This window comes from Parafilimonas sp. (genome assembly GCF_047606085.1).
GTDB lineage: Bacteria > Bacteroidota > Bacteroidia > Chitinophagales > Chitinophagaceae > Parafilimonas.
In genome coordinates, this window is the sequence record NZ_JASGEX010000165.1 from 31,548 (window position 1) to 56,996 (window position 25,449).

20 protein-coding genes are annotated in these 25,449 nt (G+C 43.0%); 11 read left to right on the forward strand and 9 right to left on the reverse strand.

The annotated features are described in order from the left end of the window. Positions 1-10 precede the first annotated feature (10 nt). Together QM629_RS14240 and QM629_RS14245 are read left to right on the forward strand one after the other, a co-directional pair. Positions 11-1,417, forward strand: coding sequence for a sulfatase-like hydrolase/transferase (locus tag QM629_RS14240; protein WP_415160552.1), 1,407 nt, complete (start codon positions 11-13; stop codon positions 1,415-1,417). A 16-nt stretch (positions 1,418-1,433) separates the two neighbouring features. After that, on the forward strand, positions 1,434-2,525 hold the full coding sequence (locus tag QM629_RS14245; RefSeq protein ID WP_415160553.1) for a phenylalanine--tRNA ligase subunit alpha: 1,092 nt from the start codon (positions 1,434-1,436) through the stop codon (positions 2,523-2,525). A 54-nt stretch (positions 2,526-2,579) separates the two neighbouring features. On the opposite strand, the gene QM629_RS14250 is transcribed toward QM629_RS14245, so the two are convergent. Both QM629_RS14250 and QM629_RS14255 read right to left on the reverse strand, forming a co-directional pair. Further along, the gene (locus tag QM629_RS14250; RefSeq protein WP_415160554.1) at positions 2,580-3,374 is read right to left on the reverse strand and encodes an SDR family NAD(P)-dependent oxidoreductase; all 795 of its coding nucleotides are present in this window, start codon (positions 3,372-3,374) and stop codon (positions 2,580-2,582) included. A 71-nt stretch (positions 3,375-3,445) separates the two neighbouring features. After that, the gene (locus QM629_RS14255; RefSeq protein WP_415160555.1) at positions 3,446-4,435 is read right to left on the reverse strand and encodes an SDR family oxidoreductase; all 990 of its coding nucleotides are present in this window, start codon (positions 4,433-4,435) and stop codon (positions 3,446-3,448) included. A gap of 194 nt (positions 4,436-4,629) precedes the next feature. Between QM629_RS14255 and QM629_RS14260 the strand changes: the two genes are divergently transcribed. The 4 genes from QM629_RS14260 (at position 4,630) to yihA (ending at position 10,096) form a co-directional block, all read left to right on the forward strand. Beyond that, positions 4,630-5,214 (forward strand): bifunctional nuclease family protein, encoded by a 585-nt coding sequence (locus tag QM629_RS14260; RefSeq protein WP_415160556.1) that lies wholly within the window; start codon positions 4,630-4,632, stop codon positions 5,212-5,214. A 16-nt stretch (positions 5,215-5,230) separates the two neighbouring features. After that, entirely contained in the window at positions 5,231-6,055 is an 825-nt protein-coding gene (gene ispE / locus QM629_RS14265) for a 4-(cytidine 5'-diphospho)-2-C-methyl-D-erythritol kinase (protein WP_415160557.1), read from the forward strand. A gap of 117 nt (positions 6,056-6,172) precedes the next feature. Next, positions 6,173-9,130 carry a 4-alpha-glucanotransferase gene (locus QM629_RS14270; RefSeq protein WP_415160558.1) on the forward strand — a complete coding sequence of 986 codons (2,958 nt, stop codon included), beginning with the start codon at positions 6,173-6,175 and terminating at the stop codon, positions 9,128-9,130. Between the two features lie 324 nt (positions 9,131-9,454). Continuing rightward, positions 9,455-10,096 (forward strand): ribosome biogenesis GTP-binding protein YihA/YsxC, encoded by a 642-nt coding sequence (yihA, locus tag QM629_RS14275; protein ID WP_415160559.1) that lies wholly within the window; start codon positions 9,455-9,457, stop codon positions 10,094-10,096. Between the two features lie 21 nt (positions 10,097-10,117). Here yihA and QM629_RS14280 read toward each other — a convergent pair whose 3' ends face one another. Then, positions 10,118-10,564, reverse strand: a complete 447-nt coding sequence (locus QM629_RS14280) for a hypothetical protein (RefSeq protein ID WP_415160560.1) — start codon at positions 10,562-10,564, stop codon at positions 10,118-10,120. Between the two features lie 101 nt (positions 10,565-10,665). Further along, positions 10,666-11,772 (reverse strand): ABC transporter permease, encoded by a 1,107-nt coding sequence (locus QM629_RS14285; RefSeq protein ID WP_415160561.1) that lies wholly within the window; start codon positions 11,770-11,772, stop codon positions 10,666-10,668. Positions 11,773-11,875: 103 nt separating this feature from the next. On the opposite strand from QM629_RS14285, the gene QM629_RS14290 reads away from it, so the two are divergent. Further along, positions 11,876-12,748, forward strand: coding sequence for a TonB family protein (locus QM629_RS14290; RefSeq protein ID WP_415160562.1), 873 nt, complete (start codon positions 11,876-11,878; stop codon positions 12,746-12,748). Between the two features lie 229 nt (positions 12,749-12,977). After that, the gene (locus tag QM629_RS14295) at positions 12,978-13,202 is read left to right on the forward strand and encodes a hypothetical protein (protein ID WP_415160563.1); all 225 of its coding nucleotides are present in this window, start codon (positions 12,978-12,980) and stop codon (positions 13,200-13,202) included. 110 nt (positions 13,203-13,312) lie between these two features. Here QM629_RS14295 and QM629_RS14300 read toward each other — a convergent pair whose 3' ends face one another. From QM629_RS14300 to clpB, 3 genes are all read right to left on the reverse strand, one after another. Beyond that, positions 13,313-14,527: a formylglycine-generating enzyme family protein gene (locus QM629_RS14300; RefSeq protein WP_415160564.1), complete on the reverse strand. Its 1,215-nt coding sequence runs from the start codon at positions 14,525-14,527 to the stop codon at positions 13,313-13,315. Positions 14,528-14,752: 225 nt separating this feature from the next. Continuing rightward, the gene (locus QM629_RS14305; protein ID WP_415160565.1) at positions 14,753-15,496 is read right to left on the reverse strand and encodes a PAS domain-containing protein; all 744 of its coding nucleotides are present in this window, start codon (positions 15,494-15,496) and stop codon (positions 14,753-14,755) included. A 91-nt stretch (positions 15,497-15,587) separates the two neighbouring features. Continuing rightward, positions 15,588-18,206, reverse strand: coding sequence for an ATP-dependent chaperone ClpB (gene clpB / locus QM629_RS14310; RefSeq protein ID WP_415160566.1), 2,619 nt, complete (start codon positions 18,204-18,206; stop codon positions 15,588-15,590). A 201-nt stretch (positions 18,207-18,407) separates the two neighbouring features. Here clpB and QM629_RS14315 point away from each other — a divergent pair, with 201 nt between their 5' ends. Further along, positions 18,408-19,214 (forward strand): hypothetical protein, encoded by an 807-nt coding sequence (locus tag QM629_RS14315; RefSeq protein WP_415160567.1) that lies wholly within the window; start codon positions 18,408-18,410, stop codon positions 19,212-19,214. 99 nt (positions 19,215-19,313) lie between these two features. Here QM629_RS14315 and QM629_RS14320 read toward each other — a convergent pair whose 3' ends face one another. Then, positions 19,314-21,224: a DUF3857 domain-containing protein gene (locus QM629_RS14320; RefSeq protein ID WP_415160568.1), complete on the reverse strand. Its 1,911-nt coding sequence runs from the start codon at positions 21,222-21,224 to the stop codon at positions 19,314-19,316. Positions 21,225-21,229: 5 nt separating this feature from the next. Further along, positions 21,230-23,242, reverse strand: coding sequence for a transglutaminase domain-containing protein (locus QM629_RS14325; protein WP_415160569.1), 2,013 nt, complete (start codon positions 23,240-23,242; stop codon positions 21,230-21,232). Between the two features lie 141 nt (positions 23,243-23,383). Between QM629_RS14325 and queG the strand changes: the two genes are divergently transcribed. Next, a complete protein-coding gene (queG, locus tag QM629_RS14330) occupies positions 23,384-24,337 on the forward strand; it encodes a tRNA epoxyqueuosine(34) reductase QueG (protein ID WP_415160570.1) in 954 nt (317 codons plus the stop codon). A gap of 192 nt (positions 24,338-24,529) precedes the next feature. Next, positions 24,530-25,141 (forward strand): hypothetical protein, encoded by a 612-nt coding sequence (locus tag QM629_RS14335; RefSeq protein WP_415160571.1) that lies wholly within the window; start codon positions 24,530-24,532, stop codon positions 25,139-25,141. Positions 25,142-25,449: the final 308 nt, after the last annotated feature.

Sequence of the window (25,449 nt, forward strand, 5' to 3'; positions counted from 1 at the left end):
GATAAGAAATATGAAGAAAAGTTTTCTGTATATATGGATGATGTTGTTTGCTTCATTTCTACATGCGCAGCGCAAAATGAATGTAGTTTTTATACTGAGTGACGATCAAACCTGGAACACCATTCATGCATTGGGTAATGCACATATCATAACGCCCGGCCTCGACAGGCTTGTAAAAATGGGCACTTCGTTTACCCGTGCGCATGTTATGGGCGGAAGGCAGGGCGCTATCTGCATGCCCAGCCGTGTAATGATATTAACGGGCCGATATGAAAACCGCCTGCAAAAAGACGGCGCTGTTATTCCTGTGGAAACACCCACTTTTCCTGAACTGTTACGGGCCAAAGGCTATATAACTTATCAAAGCGGGAAATGGCACAGCGATAAAGCCTCGTATAACCGTTCGTTCAGCACAGGCGATAATATATTTTTCGGCGGCATGAATTTTCCAGATTCGGGCGGACAGGAAAAACCACAGATGTTTCATTATGATCCCACCGGCAGGTATCCTTATTCAGCCAAATGGCAGGGCAATGGTTTTTCAAGCGCCTATTATGCAGCAGCGGCCGTTAACTTTATTAACAAACAAAAGAACAGCGATACGCCTTTTGTTTGCTACCTCGCCTTTACTTCCCCGCACGACCCGCGCACAGCGCCGGAGCGTTTCAGGAAAATGTATGACCCGGGGAAAATCCCGTTGCCGCCATCATTCATGCCGCAGCACCCGTTTGATAATGGCGAACTGCAGGTGCGGGATGAATTGCTGCTGCCCAAACCATTGAATAAAGACAGCATTAAAAAAGAAATAGCGGAATATTATGCTATGATAACCGAGATGGACAGCCACGTGGGCGAAGTGCTGGATGCCCTGGAAGCAAATGGCATGATGGATAATACGCTTATTGTTTTTGCGGGAGACAATGGTTTGGCAGTGGGCAACCATGGCCTGCTTGGTAAACAGAATTTATACGATCCCAGTGTGCGCGTGCCGTTGATAATTGCCGGCCCCGGGCTGCCCAAAAATAAACGCAGCGATGCACTTTGTTACCTTTCTGATATCGGGCCCACTGTACTGGATTTTACCGGAACCGCCATTCCCGCTTCGGTTGAAAGCAAAAGCCTGCTGCCGGTTATAAAAAACAATGCGCCCCTGCGTGATCATATTTATTTTTTATACCGCGATCTGATGCGCGGCATACGCACAAGCGATAACTGGAAACTGCTATTATACAATGTGAATGGCGTGCATACCACACAATTATTCAATCTGAATAAAGACCCTTATGAGCTGCACAATCTTGCCGGCGATAAACAGTACAGCCACAAAGTGCAGGCGCTTACCGCTTTGCTTCAAAAAGACATGGGCGATGCAGGGGATGATCTTGACATATCAAAACCAGGCTGGAAAAAAGAATGAAATTTTGCAGGGCGGTTTGGAATTGAATCTCTGGAAATCCGGCATTCCTTCATACCACAAGCGTGCTTATCTTCGCCGCATGGAACTATCAGCGCAAATAGAACAATATAAAAAAGAGATAGAAGCATTTGCAGGCAAAAACGGTGAAGCGGCAGAAGCCTTTCGCATAAAATATCTTGGCACAAAAGGCATTGTAAAATACATGATGCAGGAAATGAAAAATGTGCCGGTTGAAAAGAAAAAGGAAGCAGGCCAGTTATTAAACAGCTTTAAACAGTTTGCCGAAGAAAAATACCAGGCGCTGAAACAGCAGTCAGCCATCAGCCATCAGCCCTTGGCTAAAAGCATTGATTATACTTTACCGGGCGATGATATAACCATTGGCACCCGGCATCCTTTAAGCATTGTGCGCGGCCAGATCATTTCCATTTTCAGCAGGCTGGGTTTTGTGCTGGCCGAAGGCCCGGAAATTGAAGACGACTGGCATAATTTTACTTCGATGAACATGCCGGAAAACCATCCTGCCCGCGATATGCAGGATACGTTTTATGTTCAGAAAAACCCAGACTGGCTCCTGCGCACACACACCAGCAGTGTGCAGGCGAGGGTGATGGAAAAACAAAAGCCGCCTGTCCGCATTATTTGCCCCGGGCGGGTGTATAGAAATGAAACCATCAGCGCAAGGGCGCATTGCTTCTTTCACCAGGTGGAAGGTTTATATATTGCGGAAAATGTAAGCTTCGCCGATCTTAAACAAACGCTTTACTTTTTTGTCCGGGAAATGTTTAGCAGGCATGTAAAGATACGTTTCCGCCCCTCCTATTTTCCTTTTACTGAGCCCAGCGCCGAAATGGATATAGATTGCTTGATCTGCCATGGTAAAGGCTGCAACGTATGTAAACATACCGGCTGGGTAGAAATCCTCGGCAGTGGCATGGTACATCCCAATACACTTAAAAATTTTGATATTGATCCTGACGTATATACCGGCTTTGCCTTTGGCATGGGCATAGAAAGGATCTGCCAGCTGAAGTACCGCGTAAACGACCTGCGCCTGTATTCACAAAACGATGTACGGTTTTTGAAACAGTTTGCCGGCGTGGTATAAATGTGTTTTATACACCTGCCATGCAGCGCGTTGTGAAAAACAAATCACAATACATTAATACTTGTGCTTTTTCACATGCCTGAAGGCATTGGATATAATCATTTGCTGGATGAACTCCGGCACCAGGCGGCTGATATGATAGGATAGCTTATTAATAAAGCCCGGAATAATCCTGGCCTTACCCTTCATCATTTTATCTATAGCTTCTGCGGCCACTTCTTCAGGCAGCAGGATAGATCGTTTTGCTATGCCTTTTAATTCTTTATTAATGGCAATGGTGTTGGCATTGCTGTTTGTTCCCCCCGGGCATAAAACGCTCACATTAATATGATGCTGTTTTAGCTCAAGCCTTAAGGAACGGCTGAAATAATAAATGTATGCTTTGGAAGCAATGTAAACCGTTTTACCGGGTATCATATAAAAACCGCCCATGCTGCTGGTATTCATTATATGCGATGGCGCATGGGCTTTCAGGTCGGGCAGAAATAAGCGGGTAAGCATGGTGGCAGCATGCACATTCAGTTCCAGCTGGCGCTCGTAAAAAATGGTTTCGGTATGCTCAAAATCGCCCTTGCTGCCCACGCCTACATTATTGATAAGGATATTTACATGGAAATTATTTTCCTTTACCCATTTATACACGCCGCAAAAAGATTCAGGCCGGCTTAGATCAATGCCCAGGCAATAACAGGCAATATTCCTGTACGCCGCTCTTATTTCATTCACGGTGCTTTCCAGTTCAGGGCCGGGCAGGGCCACCAGCAATACATTCATATTTTTTCTGGCACATTCAAAGGCCAGGGCTTTGCCTATGCCTGCACCGGCGCCTGTAATCAAGGTAAACATCATGATTGCTGCTCGTGGTTGGTTTAATTGTTTTATGTTTTAATTATTAATGGGCACGGTTTATTAAACGCAGGTTAATCCGGGTGATTTTTCAGCCATTCAACCGTTCTTCTTAATCCGTCTTCCAGCGATATAAAACTGTAACCCAGTTCCTGCTGCGCCTTGCTGCTGTCAACATCCCAGTTGTAATAATACTTTCTTATCCACGGCGGTGTTAGCAGCGGCGGCCTGCCGGTTAATTTTGAATACAGTTCTATGGCATTGCCCGCCAGCATCATGGCCCATATAGGAAATTTTATCAGGGCCTGCCTCCTGCCTGTTATCTGCGCCAGCAGATTAAAAAACGCTATATACGATGCATTCACGCCGCCCAGGTTATACCGCTCCCCTGCTCTTCCTTTTTGCATTGCCAGTATATGGCCGTTCACCACATCATCAATATACACATAACTGCCGGTGCGTTTGCCATCGCCGGGCATTATCTTCCATTTGCCTTCCATGTATAATTTCACCAGCCTTGTTACAGCATTGCTTTCCGTTATTATGCCCGGGCCATAAATACGCGGCGGGTTTACTGTAACGATGCGCAGGCCATATTTGTTACAATATTCAACGGCCAGCGCTTCAGCCCATGTTTTTGTTTCTTCGTATATGGTGAAAGGTTTGCCTATTCTTTCATCGTTTTCCTTTACCGGCCGCCGGCCCGATGGCCCAAGCGTGCCGCCGGTGGAGGTAAACACTATATGGCTGATGCCTTCTTCTCTTGCCGCATCAAAAACATTTTTAGTGCCTTCCACATTCAGTTTATAAAAGATGGACGGGTCTTTTGCCCAAACCCTGGCATAAGCTGCAAGATGATATGCCTGTTCGCAGCCCTCCATCGCTTTGCGCACGGAAGCAGCATCGGTAATATCGCCTTTAAAAATTTTTATATTAGGATAATGCTGCAATTGCGGGGTAGCTACATTGCGGCATAAAGCATGTATGGTATTACCTTCCCCGGCAAGCCTTTTCACCAAATTATTTCCAACATATCCTGTGCCGCCCGTTATAAAAATATTCATAGGCTTATGTTCTGTCTGAAAATATATCCCTTGTTTATTACTCCTGTGTACCTGCAAGAATAAGCAACTAATCTGCCAACATAAAATTTATTTGTGAAAGGCCTGGTGTTTTTACAGGAGATAAAGATTTAACCGAAAAATTTTATATGGCTTGTAAATCTTTTATTTTTGCGGCTTACGCAAGGAAATTTTTCATGAAGAAGATAGAACTTGAAATTGTTGCATTATCACATAGCATCACGCAAACACATTCTTACGCGGTAGTTTTGGGTGAAGTAAACGGATTAAGGCGATTGCCGATAGTGATTGGCGGTTTTGAAGCCCAGGCCATTGCCGTGGCGCTTGAGCGCATGCAGCCCAGCCGCCCGCTTACGCACGACCTGATGAAAAATTTTATGTATGCCTTTAATATTGAGTTGATGGAAATAGTGATCAACGACCTGCAGGAAGGCATTTTTTATTCAAAGCTGGTATGCGTAAATGAGCACGATACCATTGAAATTGACAGCCGCACCAGCGATGCCCTGGCCCTGGCCGTGCGGTTTGGCTGTCCCATTTACACGTATGAAAACATACTGGAAAACGCCGGCATTTTAATGGAAGACGAGGCCAAAAAAAAATCTGAAATACCCGTTAATGAGCCCGGTTCCTCCGCCGGCGATAAAGACCTGGGCAGGATGAGCCTGGAAGACCTGCAGAAATTGCTCTCAGAAGTTTTGGAACACGAAGATTACCTCCGCGCTATTGAAATAAGGGACGAAATAAACAAGCGCAAGTAATATTCAATCTTTTGTTTTGATAGTTTTTCCCAATTGTAAAATAAATCTTGGCCTGCATATTACAGGCAAACGGTATGACGGTTATCACAACCTCGAAACCATCTTTTATCCTTTGCCTTTTTATGATGTGCTGGAAGTGCTTCATCATTCACAGCAGGATGAAGATTACATATTATTAACCTCCGGCATTGAAATTGAAGGCAGGCCTGAAACCAATCTTTGCGTAAAAGCATACCGTCTTTTAAAAAAAGATTTTCCCCAATTGCCTTCCGTGCAAATTCATCTTCATAAAGCCATTCCCACCGGCGCCGGCTTAGGCGGCGGCAGCGCCGACGGCGCTTTTATGCTGACGCTGCTGAATGACAAGTTTAAACTGCACCTCACCGAAGAAAAATTATTGCAGTACGCACTAATGCTTGGCAGCGACTGCCCTTTCTTTATTATCAACCGGCCATCTTTCGCCACACAACGCGGCGAAGCCCTGCAGCCCATTCATCTTCACCTGTCTGGTTATACGTTGGTATTGGTTAAGCCCGGCATTCATGTAAATACCGGCTGGGCATTTTCACAGGTTGGGTATTCAGCTCCAAACAATATAAAAAACATTATGGAACAGCCTGCTGAGACCTGGCAGGGGAAACTGGAAAATGCCTTTGAAAAACCTGTTTTTGAAAAATATACCGAGATAAAAAATATAAAGGAGCAACTGCTTCAAAACGGTGCATTGTTTGCCTCCATGAGCGGCAGCGGCAGCAGCGTTTATGGCATTTTTAATAAAAGCATACCGGTTAGCGCCCTGCTGTTTCCCCCGCATTATTTTGTAAAACAATTGATCCTGTAACCTTCAACTCATACTTTTAATATTTGTGTATTTATTACACTATGCATATTTTCGTTATGATCATTGGATACAATAAACAACGATTGCTACATTTTTTAATCTTAAATTTTTGATTCGTTGGAAACTGAACAGCTAAACAAAACCGAACAGCAAAATTTACAAACTGCTGTTAGTGCAGATAAGCCGGGCAAAAGCCCATCAACTATAAAAAAGGGCAAAGCCAAAGTATCAAAAAGCGCAAAGGAGCCAGTCGTTGCAAAAAAGAAGGCCGCCAAACCCAGAGCTGAAGTAAAGCATGAGGCGGCTGCAAAAAAAACGGTCAAAGCCAAAGCAGTAAAGCAAGCGGCAACTGCCGCTGCTACGAAAATAATTTTCCAGCTAAGGTTTCATACCAAACCCGGGCAATCGCTTTTTGTTGCAGGCAGCCATGCGGTCTTAGGCAACGGAGATATTGCCCATGCTTTGCCGCTTCAATACCTCAACGAAGAAACATGGGCGGCAACTGCTGATATTAATGCAGCTTCTGTTCCGGAGCAGGGCATCGGCTATAATTATGTTTTAAAAATGGAAGACGGCTCCGTTATATATGATTGGGGCGAAGACAAAAAGCTTACGCCCGAATTGTTTACATACAAAGAGGTTTTTATAAGCGATTCCTGGAATTTTGCCGGCTATTACGACAATGCATTCTATACAGAGCCCTTTCAAAATGTATTGCTGAAGAACAATCATACGGAAGTAAAGACGAAAGAGCCGAAGAAGTTTACGCACATCTTCAGAATAAAAGCGCCTTTATTAAAAAAAGGAGAAACGATATGCCTTTTAGGCGATGCTGAAGAAACAGGCAGATGGACAGCAGAAACACCGGTTTTATTAAGCAGGAAGGCGGGTGAAGATTTTCACAGCGTTGCGCTCGATCTTGCAAAAATTGATTTTCCCTTAATTTACAAATACGGCATTTACGATTCGGTTCATAAAAAATTCCTTCAGTATGAAGATGGTAAAAACCGTGTGCTTTTTCAGGCGCATGCGGCTGCAAAAAACAAAATAAGCATTATTAACGATGGCTTTATTGTGCTGCCCGATAATACCTGGAAAGGGGCCGGTGTTTCCATACCCGTATTCAGCCTGAGAAGCAAAAATAGCTGGGGCGTGGGCGAATTTGCCGATATAAAACTGCTGGTTGACTGGGCGGAGAAAACAGGCTTGCGGTTGATACAAATTCTGCCGGTAAACGATACGCATGCCACCGGCACCTGGAGCGATTCTTATCCTTATGCAGCCATTTCTGCTTTTGCATTGCACCCCATGTATATTAATCCTGATGCGCTTGCCAGTAAAAAAAATAAAAAAATACTGAAGGCTGCAAAAGCGGAAAGATCGGCATTGAATGAAAAAGATACCGTGGATTACGAAGCCGTGAATAATTTAAAATGGAAACTGCTGAAAGAATTATATGCCTTGCAGAAAAAAGAAACTTTTGCATCGGCTGCTTTCAAGGATTTTTATAAAAAGAACCGGCACTGGCTGGAACCCTATTCAGCGTTTTGCTATTACAGGGATTTATACAATACTTCCGACTTCAACAACTGGCCAGCCAACAATATATATAATGCAGACGATGTAACCGCATTATTCGACAGCGCTAAAACGGCTGATGATGTGCTGCTGCATTGCTTCGTACAATATCATTTGCATGTGCAGTTGCAGGAGGCCGCCGCTTATGCACATGAGCATGGTGTAATTATTAAAGGCGATATTGCCATTGGCATTTACCGCTATGGCGCCGATGCCTGGCAGCGCCCGGATTTATTCAACATGCATTTACAGGCAGGCGCGCCGCCGGACGATTTTGCAGTGAAAGGCCAGAACTGGGGCTTTCCCACCTATAACTGGCAAAAAATGGAGGCTGATGGTTTTGCCTGGTGGCGCCAGCGCTTTGAACAGATGAGCTATTATTTTGATGCTTTCCGCATAGACCATATCCTTGGCTTCTTCCGCATCTGGAGCATTCCTATGCATGCCGTGGAAGGCATTATGGGGCATTTTGAGCCCTGCATGCCTGTGCACATAAATGAATTCAATCAAAGAAATATATGGTTTGATTACGTGCGCTATACCCAGCCTTACATCACAGATCAGTTGCTGCATGATGAAGTGGGCGACGAAGCAGAACATTTTAAACAAACTTACCTGCAGCCCAATGGCAACGGCACTTACAGCCTGCTTGAAGAATATGCAACCCAGCGAAAAGTGGAAGCGCATTTTGCTGCTTTTGAAGCAACAGAGCATGATAATTGGGTAAAACAAAAACTGTTTGATCTCATTTCCAACATTATTCTGTTTGAAGCGGAAGGCACAAATGGCCAGCAGTTTCATTTCCGCTTTTCGGTTGAGGCAACCCGGTCTTTTCAATACCTCAACCAGCATACGCAAAACCAGTTAAAAGAATTATATGTGGATTATTTCTTCCGCCGGCAGGATGAATTCTGGAAGAAGGAAGCCCTTAAAAAATTGCCTGCCTTAAAGCGGGCAACCAACATGCTTATTTGCGGCGAAGACCTGGGCCTCGTGCCCGGCTCTGTGCCTGAAGTGATGAAAGACCTGGGCCTGCTCAGCCTCGAAATTCAGCGCATGCCCAAGCAAATCGGCCGGGAGTTTTTCCACCCCAGTGATGCGCCGTATTTAAGTGTGGTTACACCATCTACGCACGATATGAGCACCATTCGCGGCTGGTGGGAAGAAGACCGGGCTAAAACACAGCGTTTCTTTAATTACCAGCTCGGCCTGTGGGGCGAGGCGCCTCATTCCTGCGAGCCCTGGATAAGCCGCGCCGTTATTGTTCAGCATGTATATGCCCCTGCTATGTGGAGCATTTTCCAGATGCAGGATTTACTGGGCATAAGCGAAGGGCTGCGCAGGCCCAATCCAATCGAGGAGCGCATTAATGTGCCGGCCATTCCCAGATATTACTGGCGTTACCGTATGCATGTGTTGCTGGAAGACCTGTTAAACGCCGATGAATTCAATGCTGAACTGCATGGTATTATGGAAGCCAGTGGCAGAACGGCTTAGAAAATTGAATGCGGCACCCAATGTTGTTGACACAAGGTTTAGATTCCCGGAAATATTCAATGATCAATTTTCAATACGCAATGCTCAGTTGAAACCGCCCTGAACATTGGACATTGGACATTGGATATTAGATATTGAATATTGAAGTTTTGTTTCGCCGCTGTTGGTGTTCTTCACCAGCAGCACCATCCTTCATGATGTGATAAAAAGCTCCAATGTTTATCTTCGTTGTAATAAAATGCAGCAGATGAATATTTATACATTTCCGGTAAAGGCAATACTTTTTTATGGCTTCGCGTATCTTAGCGCCTTTTGCAGAGAAAAATGCAGATCACTAAAGCTACATACCTCATTTCAAGCCCTTCGGTGGATAAATGCCCGCAGCCAGACCGGCCAGAATATGCATTTATAGGCCGGAGCAATGTGGGCAAATCATCATTAATCAATATGCTTTGCAACAATGCAAAGCTTGCCAAAACATCTGCAGCGCCGGGAAAAACGCAGTTGATCAATCATTATGAAATTTTTTCTTCCTCACCCCGCTCCGCCCGTGGAAAGGAGAAGGGAGTGACATGGTATCTGGTTGATTTACCCGGTTATGGTTATGCGAAAAGAAGCCAGCAGCAACGTAAACAATGGAGCAGGATGATTGAAGATTATTTGCGTAAACGCAAAAATCTTTTAAACATTTTTGTATTGATTGATGCACGCCATGAACCACAGAAAATTGATCTTGAATTTATAGATGACCTTGGCGAATGGCAACTGCCTTTCACGATCGTTTTTACAAAAGCTGATAAAGAAAAGCCCGGCGCCGTGGAACGCAACGTGAAATTATTTTTTGATAAAATGAAAGAGAACTGGGAATTTCTGCCGCCGTATTTTGTTACCAGCGCCGTTTCAAAAAAAGGCAAAGAAGAAGTACTGGATTTCATTGAAGATTGCAATAAAGCCGCCAAAGAATGACCCGGGCTTGCACAAAAGAAATCACATTGTTTCCGGCTCATCTTTATGCCGGGGTTTCCAGTAAATGTAATAGTATGCGAGAATAAGCACACCGGTGAAAAAAGGTATCAGCGCCAGGTGCTTATAGGTTATCCCGCCCCAAATGATCGTTGTGTCAAACTCAAAAAATTCGCTTATCATCCAGTAACTGTTGGCCGCGATCCAAACACTAATGGCAACATTATGGCACAATTCAGACATATATTGTTTTGTTCTCCATGCAATTACCAGCGATATAATAAAAGTGGGCGCTATCATAATCATGCCAAGCGGCTTCCACAAAAGGCACCAGCTTATATCTTTAAATAGCCAGAAAACGATATGCAGGTTTTCCATCTGGCGGTAACGTAACGGTATAATATAGTTCCGGCTTTCCCGCGATGTAATAATAAAAGAGGAAGTGGTATCTATCCCGGCATTGTTTCTCATAAAACAGTGTTTATAATTGTTATTAATGGTTTTATACTGATAACAGGCAATTAAAATTACAGCAGCAGTTTTTAAAAATAAACATTTGGCTTATGGCAGGCTTATTCCCAGCGGAATACTTTAACCGCAGCCGCATAAATGAATATGCCCCATAATAAAAGAACGCCTACATCGGGCCAGCAGCTAATGAAGCTTGCCCCTTCAAAAGATATATTGCGCATGGCATTATTAAAATGTGTAAGGGGCAGGATATTGCAAAAAACCTGCAGCCACCGGGGAAATACGGTTATAGGAAAGAAAGTGCCGGCCAGCAAAAACTGTGGCAGCGTGAATATGTTCGCAAAGGGAGGAATGGTGCTCTCATTCTTTGCAACACTGCTTACAATAAACCCAAATCCCATAAAAACAATAAGCGCAATAAAGCTTAACAGCATAATTTCCAGAAAGGTGATAAGCCCTTTCACCAGGGTGAATTTAAATGCAAAAACGCCAAGGCCTATAATAATAATAGCCGTCATCATTTGAAAAACCACGCGGCTGAGCGCTTCTCCCAAAACAATAAAAGTGCGGCGGATGGGCGTGGCAAAAAAACGTTTTAAAATAAGCTGCTGCCTTAAATTAAAAAAAGAAAAAGCTACGCCAAACACACCGGCGCTTAACAGCGAAAAACCTAACTGCCCCGGTAAAATAAAATCTATACGGCGGTATGCACGCCCTGGTATCTTTTCAATTGTATTGCTTACAGCAGCTATGGTTTGCACCTGCGGGTATTTCGCCGCATTAATATTGCTGATGATATTTTTAAGTATGGACTGCAATACCTGGATGTTTTGCGGGTTTACGGCTTCAGAGCTTTTTAATTCGATTACATATTCCGGGTTGCCGGACACATTTTTTGCGATATTAATAATAGCAGTTATATTTCCCTTTTCAAGGTCTTCTTTCAATAATATGCTGTCTTCCTGCACAATATGTATGCTGCTGATGTTTTTTATTGCATGATAAATAAGGTTGGAAGTATCTGCATTTTTGTTTAGCGCCACATTGAGGGAAATTCCGTTTTCACCGCCAATAAATCCAAATACCAGTATGAATATTAATGGAAAAGCAATGCTGAATATTACGGCAGAAGGGCTTCTTACAATTGAGCTGAGGCTTGCTTTTGAAATGGCAAGCATGGCCTTAAACTGGCTGTACTTTGTGTGCATATAAAAATATTGGCGGCAAAACTATTTCATCATTTACTAAATTCCACATACTGTTAGCATCTTTATAACAACAGTATAGGCGCACCATAAATAAATTTGTTGTATGCATACAAACATTGCCGAACTGAATTTTGAAAGAAATAAAAACCTGCAGGCGCTTGCCTGTACGGCGGGCATTATTGCCCTCTTGTTTTTATTATTCATTTTGTGGACATGGTCGGCGCCGGTTATGCAAAAGCCTGTGGCAGATACAGGCGTTGAAGTAAACCTGGGTAACAGCGATGAAGGTATGGGCGATGTGCCGCCCCAAATTCCCGGCCCGCCGGCGGAAGAACAGCAAACCAATTATAACCCGCCGCCTTCGCAGCAGGCTGAAGCAGAAACAGCGCCTGAAGTGGCTGAAAACAATGAAAAAGAAGCGCCGGTAATTCACACGGCGCCCAAACCCGAAAAGAAAAAAGAAGTGGCAAAAGTGAATAACCCTATTAAGAAGGCCCCCACAAAACCTGTGACCAATCCCACGCCTGCACCGCCAAGGCCAAAAGCTGTATATGCCGGAGGTACGAGTAAAAACGGCGGTGGCAACCATGCCGATAGTTATACAAAAAGCAACAACCAGGGCATTGCAGGCGGCAGAGGTGACCAGGGTAAAGCCAACGGTAATATTAACAGCGACAGCTATACAGGCAATGGCGGCACAGGCAGCGCAGGCATAAGCATAAGCCGGGGCTTGCAGGGCAGGCGGCTGGCAGGCGGAGCCCGCTTCCAGGACCAATATAAATATGGCGGCAAAGTTTCCGTAGATGTTACGGTAGATGAAAACGGCACGGTTACCAATGCAAAAGTAAAGCCCGGCAGCCCTTTTGGCGATTTAAACAGTATCGCGGTAAAGCGCGCCTACCAGCTAAAATTTAATAAAGGCACTACAACCCAAACAGGCACTATTACCATAGTTTTTCAAAACCCGAAAGGCTGATAAACTGCCAAACAATCAATATGCCATCAACATCGTTTATTTAAGGTTTACGAGTTTACAGGTTCACCTGTTCACGGGTTGTTTAAACTTAAACATCATTGGTTCATTCCGGTCTGATTTGCTATATGTCACGTATTTCCTGCAGGTCATCAAACAAATTATTTATCGGAGAAGTTTTATAGTTGATTTGTTTAGCAGCAGTGCTGTGTGAGGTTAAAAACCAAAAGTTATGAAAGCAATTATTTCCATTTTTGCTGCGATTGCATTATTATCAGGCTGCGGTTATCCTCAAAAGCAACAATTAGATTTTGATATAAAAAAAATTGCAGTTGGCAAAAGTGCAGCAAGTGTTGAAGTAGCTGATTTTAATAAAGATGGCAATTTGGATATTGCATTTGCTAACCATAAAAAAATATTTTACCCTTCTTTTTGGCAATGGCAAAGGACAATTTAAACCTGCACCAAATTCACCTTTTTCCGTTCAAGTAAAACCGCATACACACGGAATTATTGCTGCAGACTTTAATGGCGATGGTAATCTTGATATGGCAATTGAGGTAACCCCTATTTCATCAGCGCTGCCAAATTACTGCCCGGCGCATCTTTCACGCAGCGAAAGCCAATATGGTTGGAAGCGGATTTGTATTCCCCTTTGCCTCTTGTGCCCACCATATAACGGGTGCAATACTGGTCGGTGCATAAAAATGAACCGCCGCGCTGCACTTTCTTTTTTGCATCAGGTTCCTGTGGATCATACGAACCCGGAGGGCCCTGCGGGTTTTTGGCAACAGCGCCTTGTTCTGCAAGCGTTTGATAATAATCAGGCCTGTACCAGTCGCTGCACCACTCCCACACATTGCCGGCCATATCAAAAATACCATAACCGTTGGCAGGATATTTTGCCACGGGCGCTATGCCTGCATAACCATCCAAAGCAGCATCAGAAGAAGGAAATTTTCCTTCATAAATATTGGCCATCCATTTGCCATCAGGTTTTAACTGGTTTCCCCAGGTGTACATCTCTCCTGCTTTACCGCCCCTGGCAGCAAATTCCCATTCCGCTTCTGTAGGTAATCTTTTACCAGCCCATTTTGCATAAGCCGCTGCATCTTCCCATGATACCTGTACAACAGGATACCCGCCTTTGCCATCAATATTGCTTCCCGGCCCCAGCGGGCGCCTCCAGTCAGCGCCACGCACGTAGCTCCACCACTGCAGATAGTTGGAAAGATCGGTTGTTCCTGATGGGGTGAACACGGCTGAACCTGCCACCAGGTCTTCTTCGGGCACACCCGGAAATTCTTCTTTGGCAGGCTTGCGCTCCGCCACCGTTACATAACCGGTTGCTTTTATAAACGCTGCAAATTCCGCATTGGTTACTTCGGTTTTATCCATAAAAAAGCCATTTACATATACACGGTGTATGGGCCTTGTATCGTTCATAGCTTCTTTACCGCCACCCTCCATATTGGTGGGGTTTACATTACCCATGCTGAATTCACCGCCGGGCACCCAAACCATATCCTTTACTGTATAAGAAGGCGCGTAATTATTTGCCACAGTAGGTTTAAATTCCTTTCCTCCTTCCTTCATATAAGTGGCACTGTCGGCCAGGGTAAAGCCAAGCACGCTGCACGAAACTGCACCTTCTATCTTTGCCTGTGCAACAGTTTTTGCGGCGCTTGTATCAATATTGTTTTCAGGTGTTTTATGGTTCCTGCAGGAAACAACAGCCAGCATTAGGAAATTAGTTGCTGCAAATAATTTTATACGTTGCATGTGCATAATTTTCTCTTCTTAAAAGAATTGTTTAAAAAATAATGCCGGTAGTTGAATTTGTATAAAGAAATGCAAATCTATATAATCATAAAAGTTTATGAGAGGTATTCTGAATGCGAGTTGTTAAAATTTTCATACAGAGATTTTGATGGCCGGATATTTAAATACGGATTACGTGAAAGCTTTATTCAATCCGGGTTTTAAGTAATATGTTTAAAAATAATTTTAATTTATCTCCTTTATCATGATCAGTAATTTCCTGTCTATGCCAGGCACGCCTTCTACCAGTTTTGCAAGAAAGCTTATCTCCTTTGTAATGCCGGATCGTGTTTGCAGTTCAAATATTTTAGCTTCGCTCACATTATGCAGCGTGAGAAAATTAACCGTTTCCTGCTTTACATCGGCCCTTTGCCAGAATGGATTATTTATTTCAGATAATCGGCTGCCTTTGTCAGGCGCTTCTTTCAATTCAAACAAATTAAGAAAAGCCCTGTTGGCTTTAACAACGCGAAGCCGGCTGTCAAGAATAATTAATGCTGATTCGTAAATTGAATCAAAAACACTATCAATAAATTCATGCGATTCTATGAGAAATCTTTCCAGTTGCTTTTGCGCATGAATATTATGCACCACCTTAACCACGAAAGCATATCCATCTTTATTTTCTATATACACAGATTCGCCGGTAACCCAAACCTTATTGCCATCTTTGTGCACCAGGTAATTTTCATCATTGGCAGAGCCTTGCGCTAAAACGGTTTTCAATTCCGTTTCCGGCTTTAAAATCTCACGGTCTTTTTCTGTGAATAATACTTCAAAGTTTTTACCGGCCAAATCTGCCCGCGCATAACCAAAACGTGCATGAAAAGCTTCATTAATATTATGGATAATGCCCTGCTTATCCATGATAATAATGCCATTATACTTTGCATTATTAAAAAAAGTTTCAAAAAAGCCAGATGTATCCAAGACTGAAATTTTTAAAGTTATTAAGCAAATGTATTGATAAAAAATCCCTGCGGTACATCGGGGGACTTGTAAGGGAAACCCAACAGTGATTTTACTTCACCCTTTCCAACACCTCATTTCTAAACACCACCACACCATCAAACACATCTACCAAAACAGGATGCGACCTGTCTATATCACCGGCGAGTATCTTTTTGCTCAACTGGTTTACGATCTCTTTTTGTATCAAACGCTTCAGCGGCCTTGCGCCAAACTGCGGATCGTAACCTGTTTCAGACAAATAATCAATTAAATAATCCGTGAACTCCAGTTCAATATGATTTTGCTGCAATATTTTCTTTAATCCATTCAACTGGATTCTTACAATATTCTTTATTTCCCTGCGCATCAGCGGCTGGAACATAATGATCTCATCAATCCTGTTTAAAAACTCCGGGCGAATGGTTTGCCGCAACAGGTTCATTACTTCAAGCTTTGTTTTATCAACCACCTCTTCCAGGTTCTTTTCACTCACATTTTGAAAAGCATCCTGTATCAAAGTACTTCCAATATTGCTTGTCATAATAATGATTGTATTCTTAAAGTTTACCACCCGGCCTTTGTTATCTGTTAACCTTCCATCATCCAACACCTGCAGCATAATATTCCAAACATCAGGGTTTGCCTTTTCAATTTCATCGAGCAACACAACGCTGTAAGGTTTGCGGCGCACTGCTTCGGTTAGCTGTCCGCCTTCATCATAACCAACATAACCCGGAGGAGCGCCCACCAAACGTGATACCGTGTGTTTTTCCTGGTACTCGCTCATATCAATGCGCGTCATCATGCTTTCATCATCAAACAAATATTCTGCAAGCGCTTTGGCCAGTTCTGTTTTACCCACGCCGGTAGTGCCCAGGAAGATAAAAGAACCAATGGGTTTTTTGGGGTCCTGTAAACCGGCGCGGCTTCTGCGAATGGCATCTGCCACAGCCGTTATGGCTTCTTCCTGCCCTACTACCCTTTCATGCAGGTGTTCTTCAAGCTGTAATAATTTTTCACGTTCAGTCTGCATCATTCTTGTTACGGGAATACCGGTTGATTTGGCCACACTTTCCGCAATATCTTCTGCATCCACTTCTTCTTTCATCAGGCGGCGGCCATGCTTGCTTAATTCGCCTAACTGAACCGTATTATCGTGAATGATCTTTTCCTGTTCTTTTACTTTACCGTAACGTATTTCGGCAACCTTGCCATAATCGCCGTTACGTTCCGCCTGTTCTGCTTCCAGTTTTAACCGTTCAATGGAAGCTTTGGCGTTCTGGATTTTTTCAACCAGTTCCTTCTCCTGTTTCCATTTTGCTTTCAATGTATCACGCTCAACGCTGAGGTTGCTTATTTCCACATTCAGCATCTTCAGCTTGTCTTCATCATTCTCTCTTTTAATGGCTTCACGTTCAATTTCCAACTGGCGTATCTGCCTTTCCAGGTTATCCAATTCTTCGGGCATGGAATTCATTTCAAGGCGAAGCTTGGCGGCGCTTTCATCAATCAGGTCAATGGCTTTATCAGGCAAAAAGCGGTCAGTTATATAACGATGCGATAACTCAACAGCGGCCACAACTGCTTCATCTTTTATGCGCACATGATGGTGCGTTTCGTAACGGTCTTTTAAGCCACGCAATATTGATATAGCATCTTCAACGCCTGGTTCGTCAATCATTACCTTCTGAAAGCGGCGTTCCAGCGCCTTGTCTTTTTCAAAGAATTTCTGATATTCGGTTAAAGTAGTTGCGCCAATTGCACGCAGCTCGCCACGCGCCAAAGCGGGTTTTAAAATATTGGCGGCATCCATGGCGCCTTCGCCGCCGCCTGCACCCACCAGTGTATGAATTTCATCTATGAAAAGAATGATCTCGCCATCGCTGTCGCCTACTTCTTTTACCACGCCTTTCAATCTTTCTTCAAACTCACCTTTATATTTGGCGCCGGCAATAAGCTGGCCCATATCCAATGCATAAATAATTTTTGATTTAAGGTTTTCCGGCACATCGCCGTTCACAATACGGTGGGCAATGCCTTCTGCAATGGCCGTTTTACCCACGCCGGGCTCGCCTACAAGAATGGGATTGTTTTTTGTTCTGCGCGAAAGTATGTGCAGCGTTCTGCGTATTTCTTCATCACGGCCAATAACCGGGTCAAGTTTGCCCTGCCTTGCCATTTCATTCAGGTTCCTTGCATATTTATTCAACGCATTAAATTCCTGCGACTGCGTTTGGGAAGTTACGGTTTCTCCCTTGCGCAATTCTTTAATGGCCGCTATCAGGCCTTTTTCCGTAAGGCCTGCGTTCTTTAATATTTTAGCCGAAGCATCGTTGCCCTGCAATATGGCAAGCAGCAAATGTTCCGGTGTAATAAATTCATCGCCAAATTGCTTTAATACGGCGCCGGCACGCAATACCACATTGTTGGCATCGCGGCTGATGGATTGCGCTGCCTCGCCGCCGGTTTGTTTTGGCAGTTTATTCAGCGCTTCATCCAGCTTGTTCTCAAGCAGATTAACTGTAACATTATTTTTTTTCAGGAGGTATTCCACGAGTGAATCTTCCTGATCCAACAAGGCTTTCAGGATATGTTCTGTTTCAATGTTGGGATTGGTATTATTAAAGGCAAGCTGCTGCGCCTGCTGAAACGCTTCAGCCGCTTTTATAGTGAAATTTCCTAAGTTCATATATTAATTTCCTTTAGTAGTGCGATATGCAATTCCGGGAATAATCATCAAAAATCATTCAGAAAAATCATGCCCGGGTTTTTGTGAAATAATGTCACATAACTTACTGGTTTCATGCAGAAATTACAGTTTGTTTTAATTTTTACTGAAAACATTTCCGCTTACTTTTGCAGCACCTTAGCAAAGTATAATACATATAGAATGAAGCGACTACTTATTTGTTTGGCTGCCGCCCTTGTATGTATCCATGCCAAAGCCCAGACGAAAAAACGTCAACTTATTTACGGCATGTATCTGCAGTGGGGCTATAATGCCGAAGCTTATACCCGCAGCAATATTCATTTTAAACTGAGCAACGGCGACAATTTCGTGCTGCACCATGCAAAAGCGCATGATAAAGGCGATTATGATGATATAATTAAAGAACCCGGCCAGATTTCTATTCCTCAATATAATTACAGGATTGGCTTTTATTTAAACAGGGATTTGACAAAGGGATTTGAATTAAATTTTGACCATGCAAAATACGTGGTAACAGATGGCCAGAAAGTGCATGTGACCGGAACGATTGGAGGACAACATGTAGATGGCGACAGCGTATTGAATCCTGAAACATTTTTACATTTTGAGCACACCGATGGCGCCAACTGGCTGCACCTGAATTATTTTGAGCAGAAAACGCTGGCTGAAAATAAGGCAAAGACCAGGGCATTGCTTACGCTCATCTATAAAGCCGGCGCCGGCATCAATATCCCGCGAACAGATTTTACGTATCATGGCGACAGGCTGAATAATGATTTTCATATTGCCGGTTACAACATTGGTGTTGAAGGCGGGCTAAGGTTTTATATGCTAAAGCGCTTCTTTTTTGAAACTACAGGCAAAACCGGTTATGTGCGCTATATAGATGCGCTTGCCAATACTACCACCGCCAAAGGCAACCGCGCCACACATGGCATTGGCTACCTGGAAGGCATTGCCACGCTGGGGTATCAGTTTAGCTGGTGAATGGTCTATGGTCAATAGACCATAGAAAAACAGTATTAACATGCAGTACTATGGACTGTTGACCGTGGACTATGGACTTAACAGCCACATCCGGTTTAATCAATTCTCTTTTTTTACCAGCACCACCTGGCTGCGGTCTGCCTTATAAATATCGTTGATAAATTTTGCAAATTCGGGGTAGTCCGACGGCGGGAAACGGCCTGCCGACCTTGTATAATTTCGAACAACATTGATATCATTATCAGCTACTTTAAATTCTATTTTATACGCGCCAAACTTACTGTTCAGGTCAAGGTTTTTAGGAAGCGCCTCGGGGGCATAGCCATCCGGTATTTTAATATCTAATGAATCAATATCATGAAATGAATAGGGATATTCAATATCAAAAAGACGTTCATCATCCACATTAAACTTATTGCCGGTTTTATTAAACAGATTGGGTTTAATAAACAATCGCCTGCCGGAAACTGAAGCGTAGTTTTGAGCGGTTATATGCAGGTATTCCTGTATTTCGGGTATTAAACTCCTGTTTTCTGTATAGCTGGTTTTATCAACTTTGTAAGTAGGTAAATTTAATTCATCGTTCAGGTATTTTTCGCGGTCTTCTTTTGTTGTATGATACATAAGCGCATGCGGTATTTGCTGCTGAATGCCTGTGTATTTTGTAACGAGTGTGGCATCAAGGTTACCTTCCATATCAATTGCGGCCGTCACCGTACGGATTTGCAGGTTTTGCTCTGCTTTATAAGATGGCGTATTAACAATATAGCCGCCATCATCCCCGATCATTAAAGCCTTTCTGTTGCCCACAGATGATCCCATAAAGCCGGGCGTTGCTGTTTGGCTGGTGCACTCAAACCATAAGGTATCTTTTCCATCGGGCATGCACAATACAGCATGATTAAAGTATGGTGATGGAAAATCTTCCCAAAGCCCACGGGTATCGTCATCATCAGCATTAACGAGCACATAATAGCCTTTTAAGCCGGCTTCTTTAAGAAGGCTTTTCATATAGTTGGAAAGCGCCTTGCAATCGCCATATTTTTTGGCAGCCACATAGTTGGCATCGTAAGGCTGCCAGCCGCCTATGCCTAACTGTACACTTATATACCTTGTATTCTTCTGAAGATAATTGTAAAGCGCAAAAGCTTTTTCTTTCGGGTTAGATAAATTATCAGTAAGGGCATGCACGTCTTTCCTTACATTTTCAGGCAGCACATCCCGGCCATTCATAAGCTGCACATGAAATTTACCCAGGTTTTGCCAGGTATCCATTATGCCTGCATAACCCTGCATCTTAAAATTTACAGGCGCCACAAAAACTGAAGTTGTTATTTCTTCCCATTGCGGGCAATAGGCTTCATTGTCAAATGCATGCAGGTTCTTCACTTCCCACGTGTAGGTTATTTTTTTACCATCATTTACAATAACAGGCTGGCCGGCATATTTAAACTGCTTATACCGCAGCTTATAATTCAATGGCGTTTCTATAACAAACCGGCTTTGCTCTACTGCATAATGATTGCTTTTTTGAGGCAGCCAGTACGGCAGGAAATAGATGCCATCAAAAGTTTCCTCATCTTTATATGCAACGGTGTAAGGGTAGGCGTTATAATAAAAATTATGCACTTTATACCGGTCATCGGTAACAAGCGACATATTATCATCATCCACATAATCTGCAATATCTTTTCTTTTTACATTTTTCAATTCTTTGCCGGCAGCATCGTAAAGCGTGCCGTCAATATTGCTTAGATCTTTTAATTTATCGTAGGTGTTGCTGTAAGTGGCATAGCCCCTGCCCGCTTCATTTAAAATGGTTATGGCGTATTTATGCGAAACCACTGCCCTGTCCACATCCTTTATTGAAATTTTCAGTTCTTCGTATCGTTTTACGGCATTTGCATCTTTCGTAAGGGAGTCTGGTATAAGCATTGTATTAAAAGATTGCGCTTTAGCTAAAACTATATTTACACAAAGAATAATTAATAGCAGTTTACAGGTTTTCATATCCCTTATATTTTCTTAAATACAATTTGTTCGTTTTCTTTTTCTACAATAAAGGCAAAAAAATTGCGCAGGGTTTCATAGTCTTCCGGCTCAAAAGTGGCTTTGTTCAGCCGGGTGCGGCAGCGCAACTGAACACTGCTGCTGCTTGCCTGTATTAAATATTCAAACATGCCTTCCCCATCGTTTAAAGAAACGCGTGCAGGCTTTGGCAGTTCATCTACCCTATACCCGGAAGGCACTTCCATATTCAGTATATACACCTCATCAATGCAATACGGAATTTCCACCGGGTAAAATCGCTGCGTTGCCTTAAAAGGGTTTTCTTTATAGGCATCGGCTGTCATCATCGGCGGGAAATAAATAATATCCTCCCCTGTATTAAAACCAATATCGTATTGCACAGATACAGGCATCTCTTTTTCATCAAGGGAATCAATAGCCGTATTGCTCATGCTCACTTCAAAAGGATAGGCTTTTTTTATGTCTTTAAAATAGGTTTCCGCATTGCTTTTCTTCATTTTTTCACGCAGGTTTTCAGAACCTATAGGGCCAAACGTGGTTTTGTATGTTCCGGATAATTTGCCATCGCCGTCGTTTGTTACAAAGAAAGAAGTAATGGAAACTTCTTTTAAAGAATCTGCATCCAGGTTAATCAATGCCGGATCGGGCGCTATCACCCTGGCATTGCCGTTATAGCAGGCGCCGCTTAAATGCCCGAAACCTAAAACAGGGTCTGAGGCATCGAGCAGGTACAGCTTATCATTAATGGTTACGCGGGCTATCAAATAATTAAACCTGTCCATTATGGGATACATATCGTAGGTTTTTCCATGGCCTCTTGTGCTTAACAATACGGGATCGGCCGTGCAGCCGGCTATCTTCAGCATGGCAATCAGCAGCATGTTTATATCAACCACATTGCCTTTTTTTGATTGCTGTGTTTTTTTAAGCGTTTGTGATAAATATTTTGCCGAATTATCTGTGCAGGTATAATTATCCCTCACATACTCATAAATTTTTCTTGCCCTGCCCACCGCATCTGTTTCCCCGTTCACCGCCGCTTTTACATCGTCTTTCAGCCAGCCGTTTTCCTTGCTTAAATCCGCTCCAAAGTCTTCATCTTTCATTAACTGGTCAGCCATTTCATACCAGCTATGCAGGTAGGTTTTGCGTTGCTGTTCAGGCAATTGTTCTGCGGAAAACTGGAACTGTATTTTTTCAATATGGTTATCAAGCGTGGTTACAAAGCTTTCTTCCTTCAATGCAGGAATATCTTTAAACGCCCAGGTATGTTTTACTACCCGGCCTCTCAGCGCCACGCTTTCCGATTGTCCCGACCCATTGGGTATTATTACATTAAAAATATTTGTTTCTACAACCGAAGTGTCAATTACAGGCCTGAGATAACCCTGGTTTAAAACCACAAATTCAAAAAACTCAGGCTGTTCAATGGTAAACTCGCTCCACAGTTCAGGGTAGCCGCCCTGGAAAGCCCAGGAAGGTATATACCTGTAAAAAGGACTGTTTATGGTATAAGTGTATTCTATTATAGAGCCTTCTTTAATATCAGGGAAAGTAAATTTCACCACCTGGTAATCGCCATCCTTATCTTTGAAGGTTGAATTTTTATCCAGCCGGGTTTGCACCACCCTGCCGTTTTCGAGGTTATAGGTGGCGGCCTGCAGGTCTTCTATTTTTTCTTTAGCCGTACCATTTTCATACAGGTTTATCTTCACTTTGCTCAAATCGTCGAAGCTGTTTTTGCTGATCAGCAAAATGCGCCGGTGCAGTTTATAGATAATGGAGAACCATCCTTCGTTATTACCTTCATGCTTTACAGAGCCGGCTTCATACAAATACACGGCCTCTGCTGCAGAATCGAGCGTAGCATAGTCTTTTGTAAAATCTTCGGGCTTAACATCGCCAAATTTCACCTTTGGTTCTTTGGTTTGCCGGGCTAAGGCAGGGATAGACATAACAAGGCATAAAGCCAGGGTAATTGTGTGATTGAGGTGCATAGATTATTGGTTTTAAAATGCGGTTATATTTTAGAAAAGGTGTTGCAAGGTCGGCGGAGTTTTGAGGGAACCTTGGTTTCGAAGCAATACGTTTTTCTAAAACAAAGCAAACATACAGTTTTCAGAAATATTTTTGCATGGTTGAATAAAAATCTTCATACAAAATTTATAAAGGCATCTGCGGCGCAGCTTGGCTTTCATTATTGCGGTATTGCCAAAGCAGTTAAGCTGGATGATGACGCCCGCCGCCTTGAACAATGGCTGCAGCAGGGCATGCATGGCGGCATGCAGTATATGGAAAATTATTTCGACCTGCGTACCGATCCGCGCCGGCTGGTGCCCGGCGCAAAAAGCGTTATCACGCTTTTATTAAATTATTTTCCTGAAGAGCATCAGCAAAACGAAGCACCGAAAATTGCGAAGTATGCGTATGGAAAAGATTATCATGATGTGATTCGTGATAAGCTTAACAAGCTAATTCAAATCATAAAACAAAATATCGGCGATATTAATGGCCGCGGTTTTGTTGATAGCGCACCGGTGCTTGAACGGACCTGGGCAGTGCGCAGCGGTGCGGGATGGATTGGTAAAAATGGAAATCTTATCACCAAAGAACAAGGCTCTTATTTTTTTATAGCCACTTTAATAGCTGATCTTGATTTGGTTTTTGATGATGCGTTTGCAAAAGATTATTGCGGCACTTGCAGAAAATGTATTGATGCCTGTCCAACCGATGCCATCAAAGAAAATAAAGTGATTGATGGAAGCCGTTGCATTTCTTATTTTACGATTGAGTTAAAAGATGCCATCATTCCAAACGAGATGAAAAACAAATTCGAGCAATGGATGTTTGGCTGCGATATATGCCAGGATGTTTGTCCCTGGAACCGCTTCAGCAAACCAACATCAGAAATTAACTTCACGCCTATTCCTGAAATATTAAATCTTTCAACAGCGGAATGGAATAATTTAAGCGAAGATGCATTCAGGAAAATATTCAGATCATCATCATTAAAAAGAGCAAAATTTAAAGGCATACAACGCAACTTAAAATTCATTCAACCTTCTGCTGAATGTATACCGGAAAACGCATAAAGAAAATTTCTACTGCGACATCAATTGATATCATTATCTTTTGCGCAATAATCTTACACCAATGAAACCGAGCATGATAATTTTTTTCACACAGCCTGTCCCGAACCAATTTCGGGAGGGAATGTGCATAGCGAGGTTCCCTGTCTGCCGGACAGGCAGGCATGAGGCCATTGAAAAAACAAACTTGTACGAATGAAACATTTCTTTACGCTTGCCATTATACTTCTTTTTATAAGCAGCGCCAGTGCACAAACAGGCAATGTACGCATAACCATTGATACTACAGTTTATGATGCTGTTCAATTCCTGTCTGATTTAAGCGATGATGAAGCCCGGGACGCTATAGAAGGTTACTTCGACAACCTGCATATTGAAAAAGAAAAAGGGAAAGGTTTTATTATTAAAAAATCTTTAGGTTACATGCTTTTTAAAAGAGCCAAAGTAGAAGGCTCTAACGACAATTACGATTATTATTTTGTTGTTGATCCCCGAAGGCAAAAAGGCAAAGATGGCTCTACAATCAGCATTGCTGTTGGCAAAGATGTTGGCAGTTTTTATTCGCCCGGCAATAGCGGTGTTTGGAATACGTTAACCCAATTTGCAGATTACCTACAATCAAATTATTTTGAACAGCACAAATTATATGTAAAGCTTTCCGATACCAATAAAGACATGGATAAAAAAATGAAAAAACTGCAGGATGTTCTGAAAGAAAAATCAGAATTGGAAAGCAACATCAGCAAAGATTCATTACAAATTTCAAACCTGAATGATGCGCTTTTAAAGCTGAAAACAAAGCAATAGTTTGCTTTGGTATTGATAGTATTTTTTGGTTTACGGGCCTTTGTATTTCATGGCATCACGGTTGCGTCGCAACACTTGTGCTGCATATCACTTGGGAGCCTTGCTCTGCGAAGTCTCCTGACCTGAAGTATTCGAAACCTGCATTAGCGATCCGCGATCCATAGGATCGCCCATGTGTGTAGAAATAATTGTGCCAGGGGGATTTCCACACCGTAGGTGTGGTACATGTAAACGTTCCGTTCCAATGGAACGGTAAAGAAACATTACGGGCAGCATTGTACACACGTTAAGCCTCTGTGAGGCTTTAA

Excerpts from the sequence above, each read along its gene's own strand:
- QM629_RS14240 (WP_415160552.1), top strand. The coding sequence starts at position 11 with ATGAAGAAAAGTTTTCTGTATATATGGATGATGTTGTTTGCTTCATTT.
- QM629_RS14250 (WP_415160554.1), bottom strand. The coding sequence starts at position 3,374 with ATGATGTTTACCTTGATTACAGGCGCCGGTGCAGGCATAGGCAAAGCC.
- QM629_RS14255 (WP_415160555.1), bottom strand. The coding sequence starts at position 4,435 with ATGAATATTTTTATAACGGGCGGCACAGGATATGTTGGAAATAATTTG.
- QM629_RS14260 (WP_415160556.1), top strand. The coding sequence starts at position 4,630 with ATGAAGAAGATAGAACTTGAAATTGTTGCATTATCACATAGCATCACG.
- yihA (WP_415160559.1), top strand. The coding sequence starts at position 9,455 with ATGCAGATCACTAAAGCTACATACCTCATTTCAAGCCCTTCGGTGGAT.
- QM629_RS14280 (WP_415160560.1), bottom strand. The coding sequence starts at position 10,564 with ATGAGAAACAATGCCGGGATAGATACCACTTCCTCTTTTATTATTACA.
- QM629_RS14285 (WP_415160561.1), bottom strand. The coding sequence starts at position 11,772 with ATGCACACAAAGTACAGCCAGTTTAAGGCCATGCTTGCCATTTCAAAA.
- QM629_RS14290 (WP_415160562.1), top strand. The coding sequence starts at position 11,876 with ATGCATACAAACATTGCCGAACTGAATTTTGAAAGAAATAAAAACCTG.
- QM629_RS14295 (WP_415160563.1), top strand. The coding sequence starts at position 12,978 with ATGAAAGCAATTATTTCCATTTTTGCTGCGATTGCATTATTATCAGGC.
- QM629_RS14300 (WP_415160564.1), bottom strand. The coding sequence starts at position 14,527 with ATGCAACGTATAAAATTATTTGCAGCAACTAATTTCCTAATGCTGGCT.
- clpB (WP_415160566.1), bottom strand. The coding sequence starts at position 18,206 with ATGAACTTAGGAAATTTCACTATAAAAGCGGCTGAAGCGTTTCAGCAG.
- QM629_RS14315 (WP_415160567.1), top strand. The coding sequence starts at position 18,408 with ATGAAGCGACTACTTATTTGTTTGGCTGCCGCCCTTGTATGTATCCAT.
- QM629_RS14320 (WP_415160568.1), bottom strand. The coding sequence starts at position 21,224 with ATGAAAACCTGTAAACTGCTATTAATTATTCTTTGTGTAAATATAGTT.
- QM629_RS14325 (WP_415160569.1), bottom strand. The coding sequence starts at position 23,242 with ATGCACCTCAATCACACAATTACCCTGGCTTTATGCCTTGTTATGTCT.
- QM629_RS14335 (WP_415160571.1), top strand. The coding sequence starts at position 24,530 with ATGAAACATTTCTTTACGCTTGCCATTATACTTCTTTTTATAAGCAGC.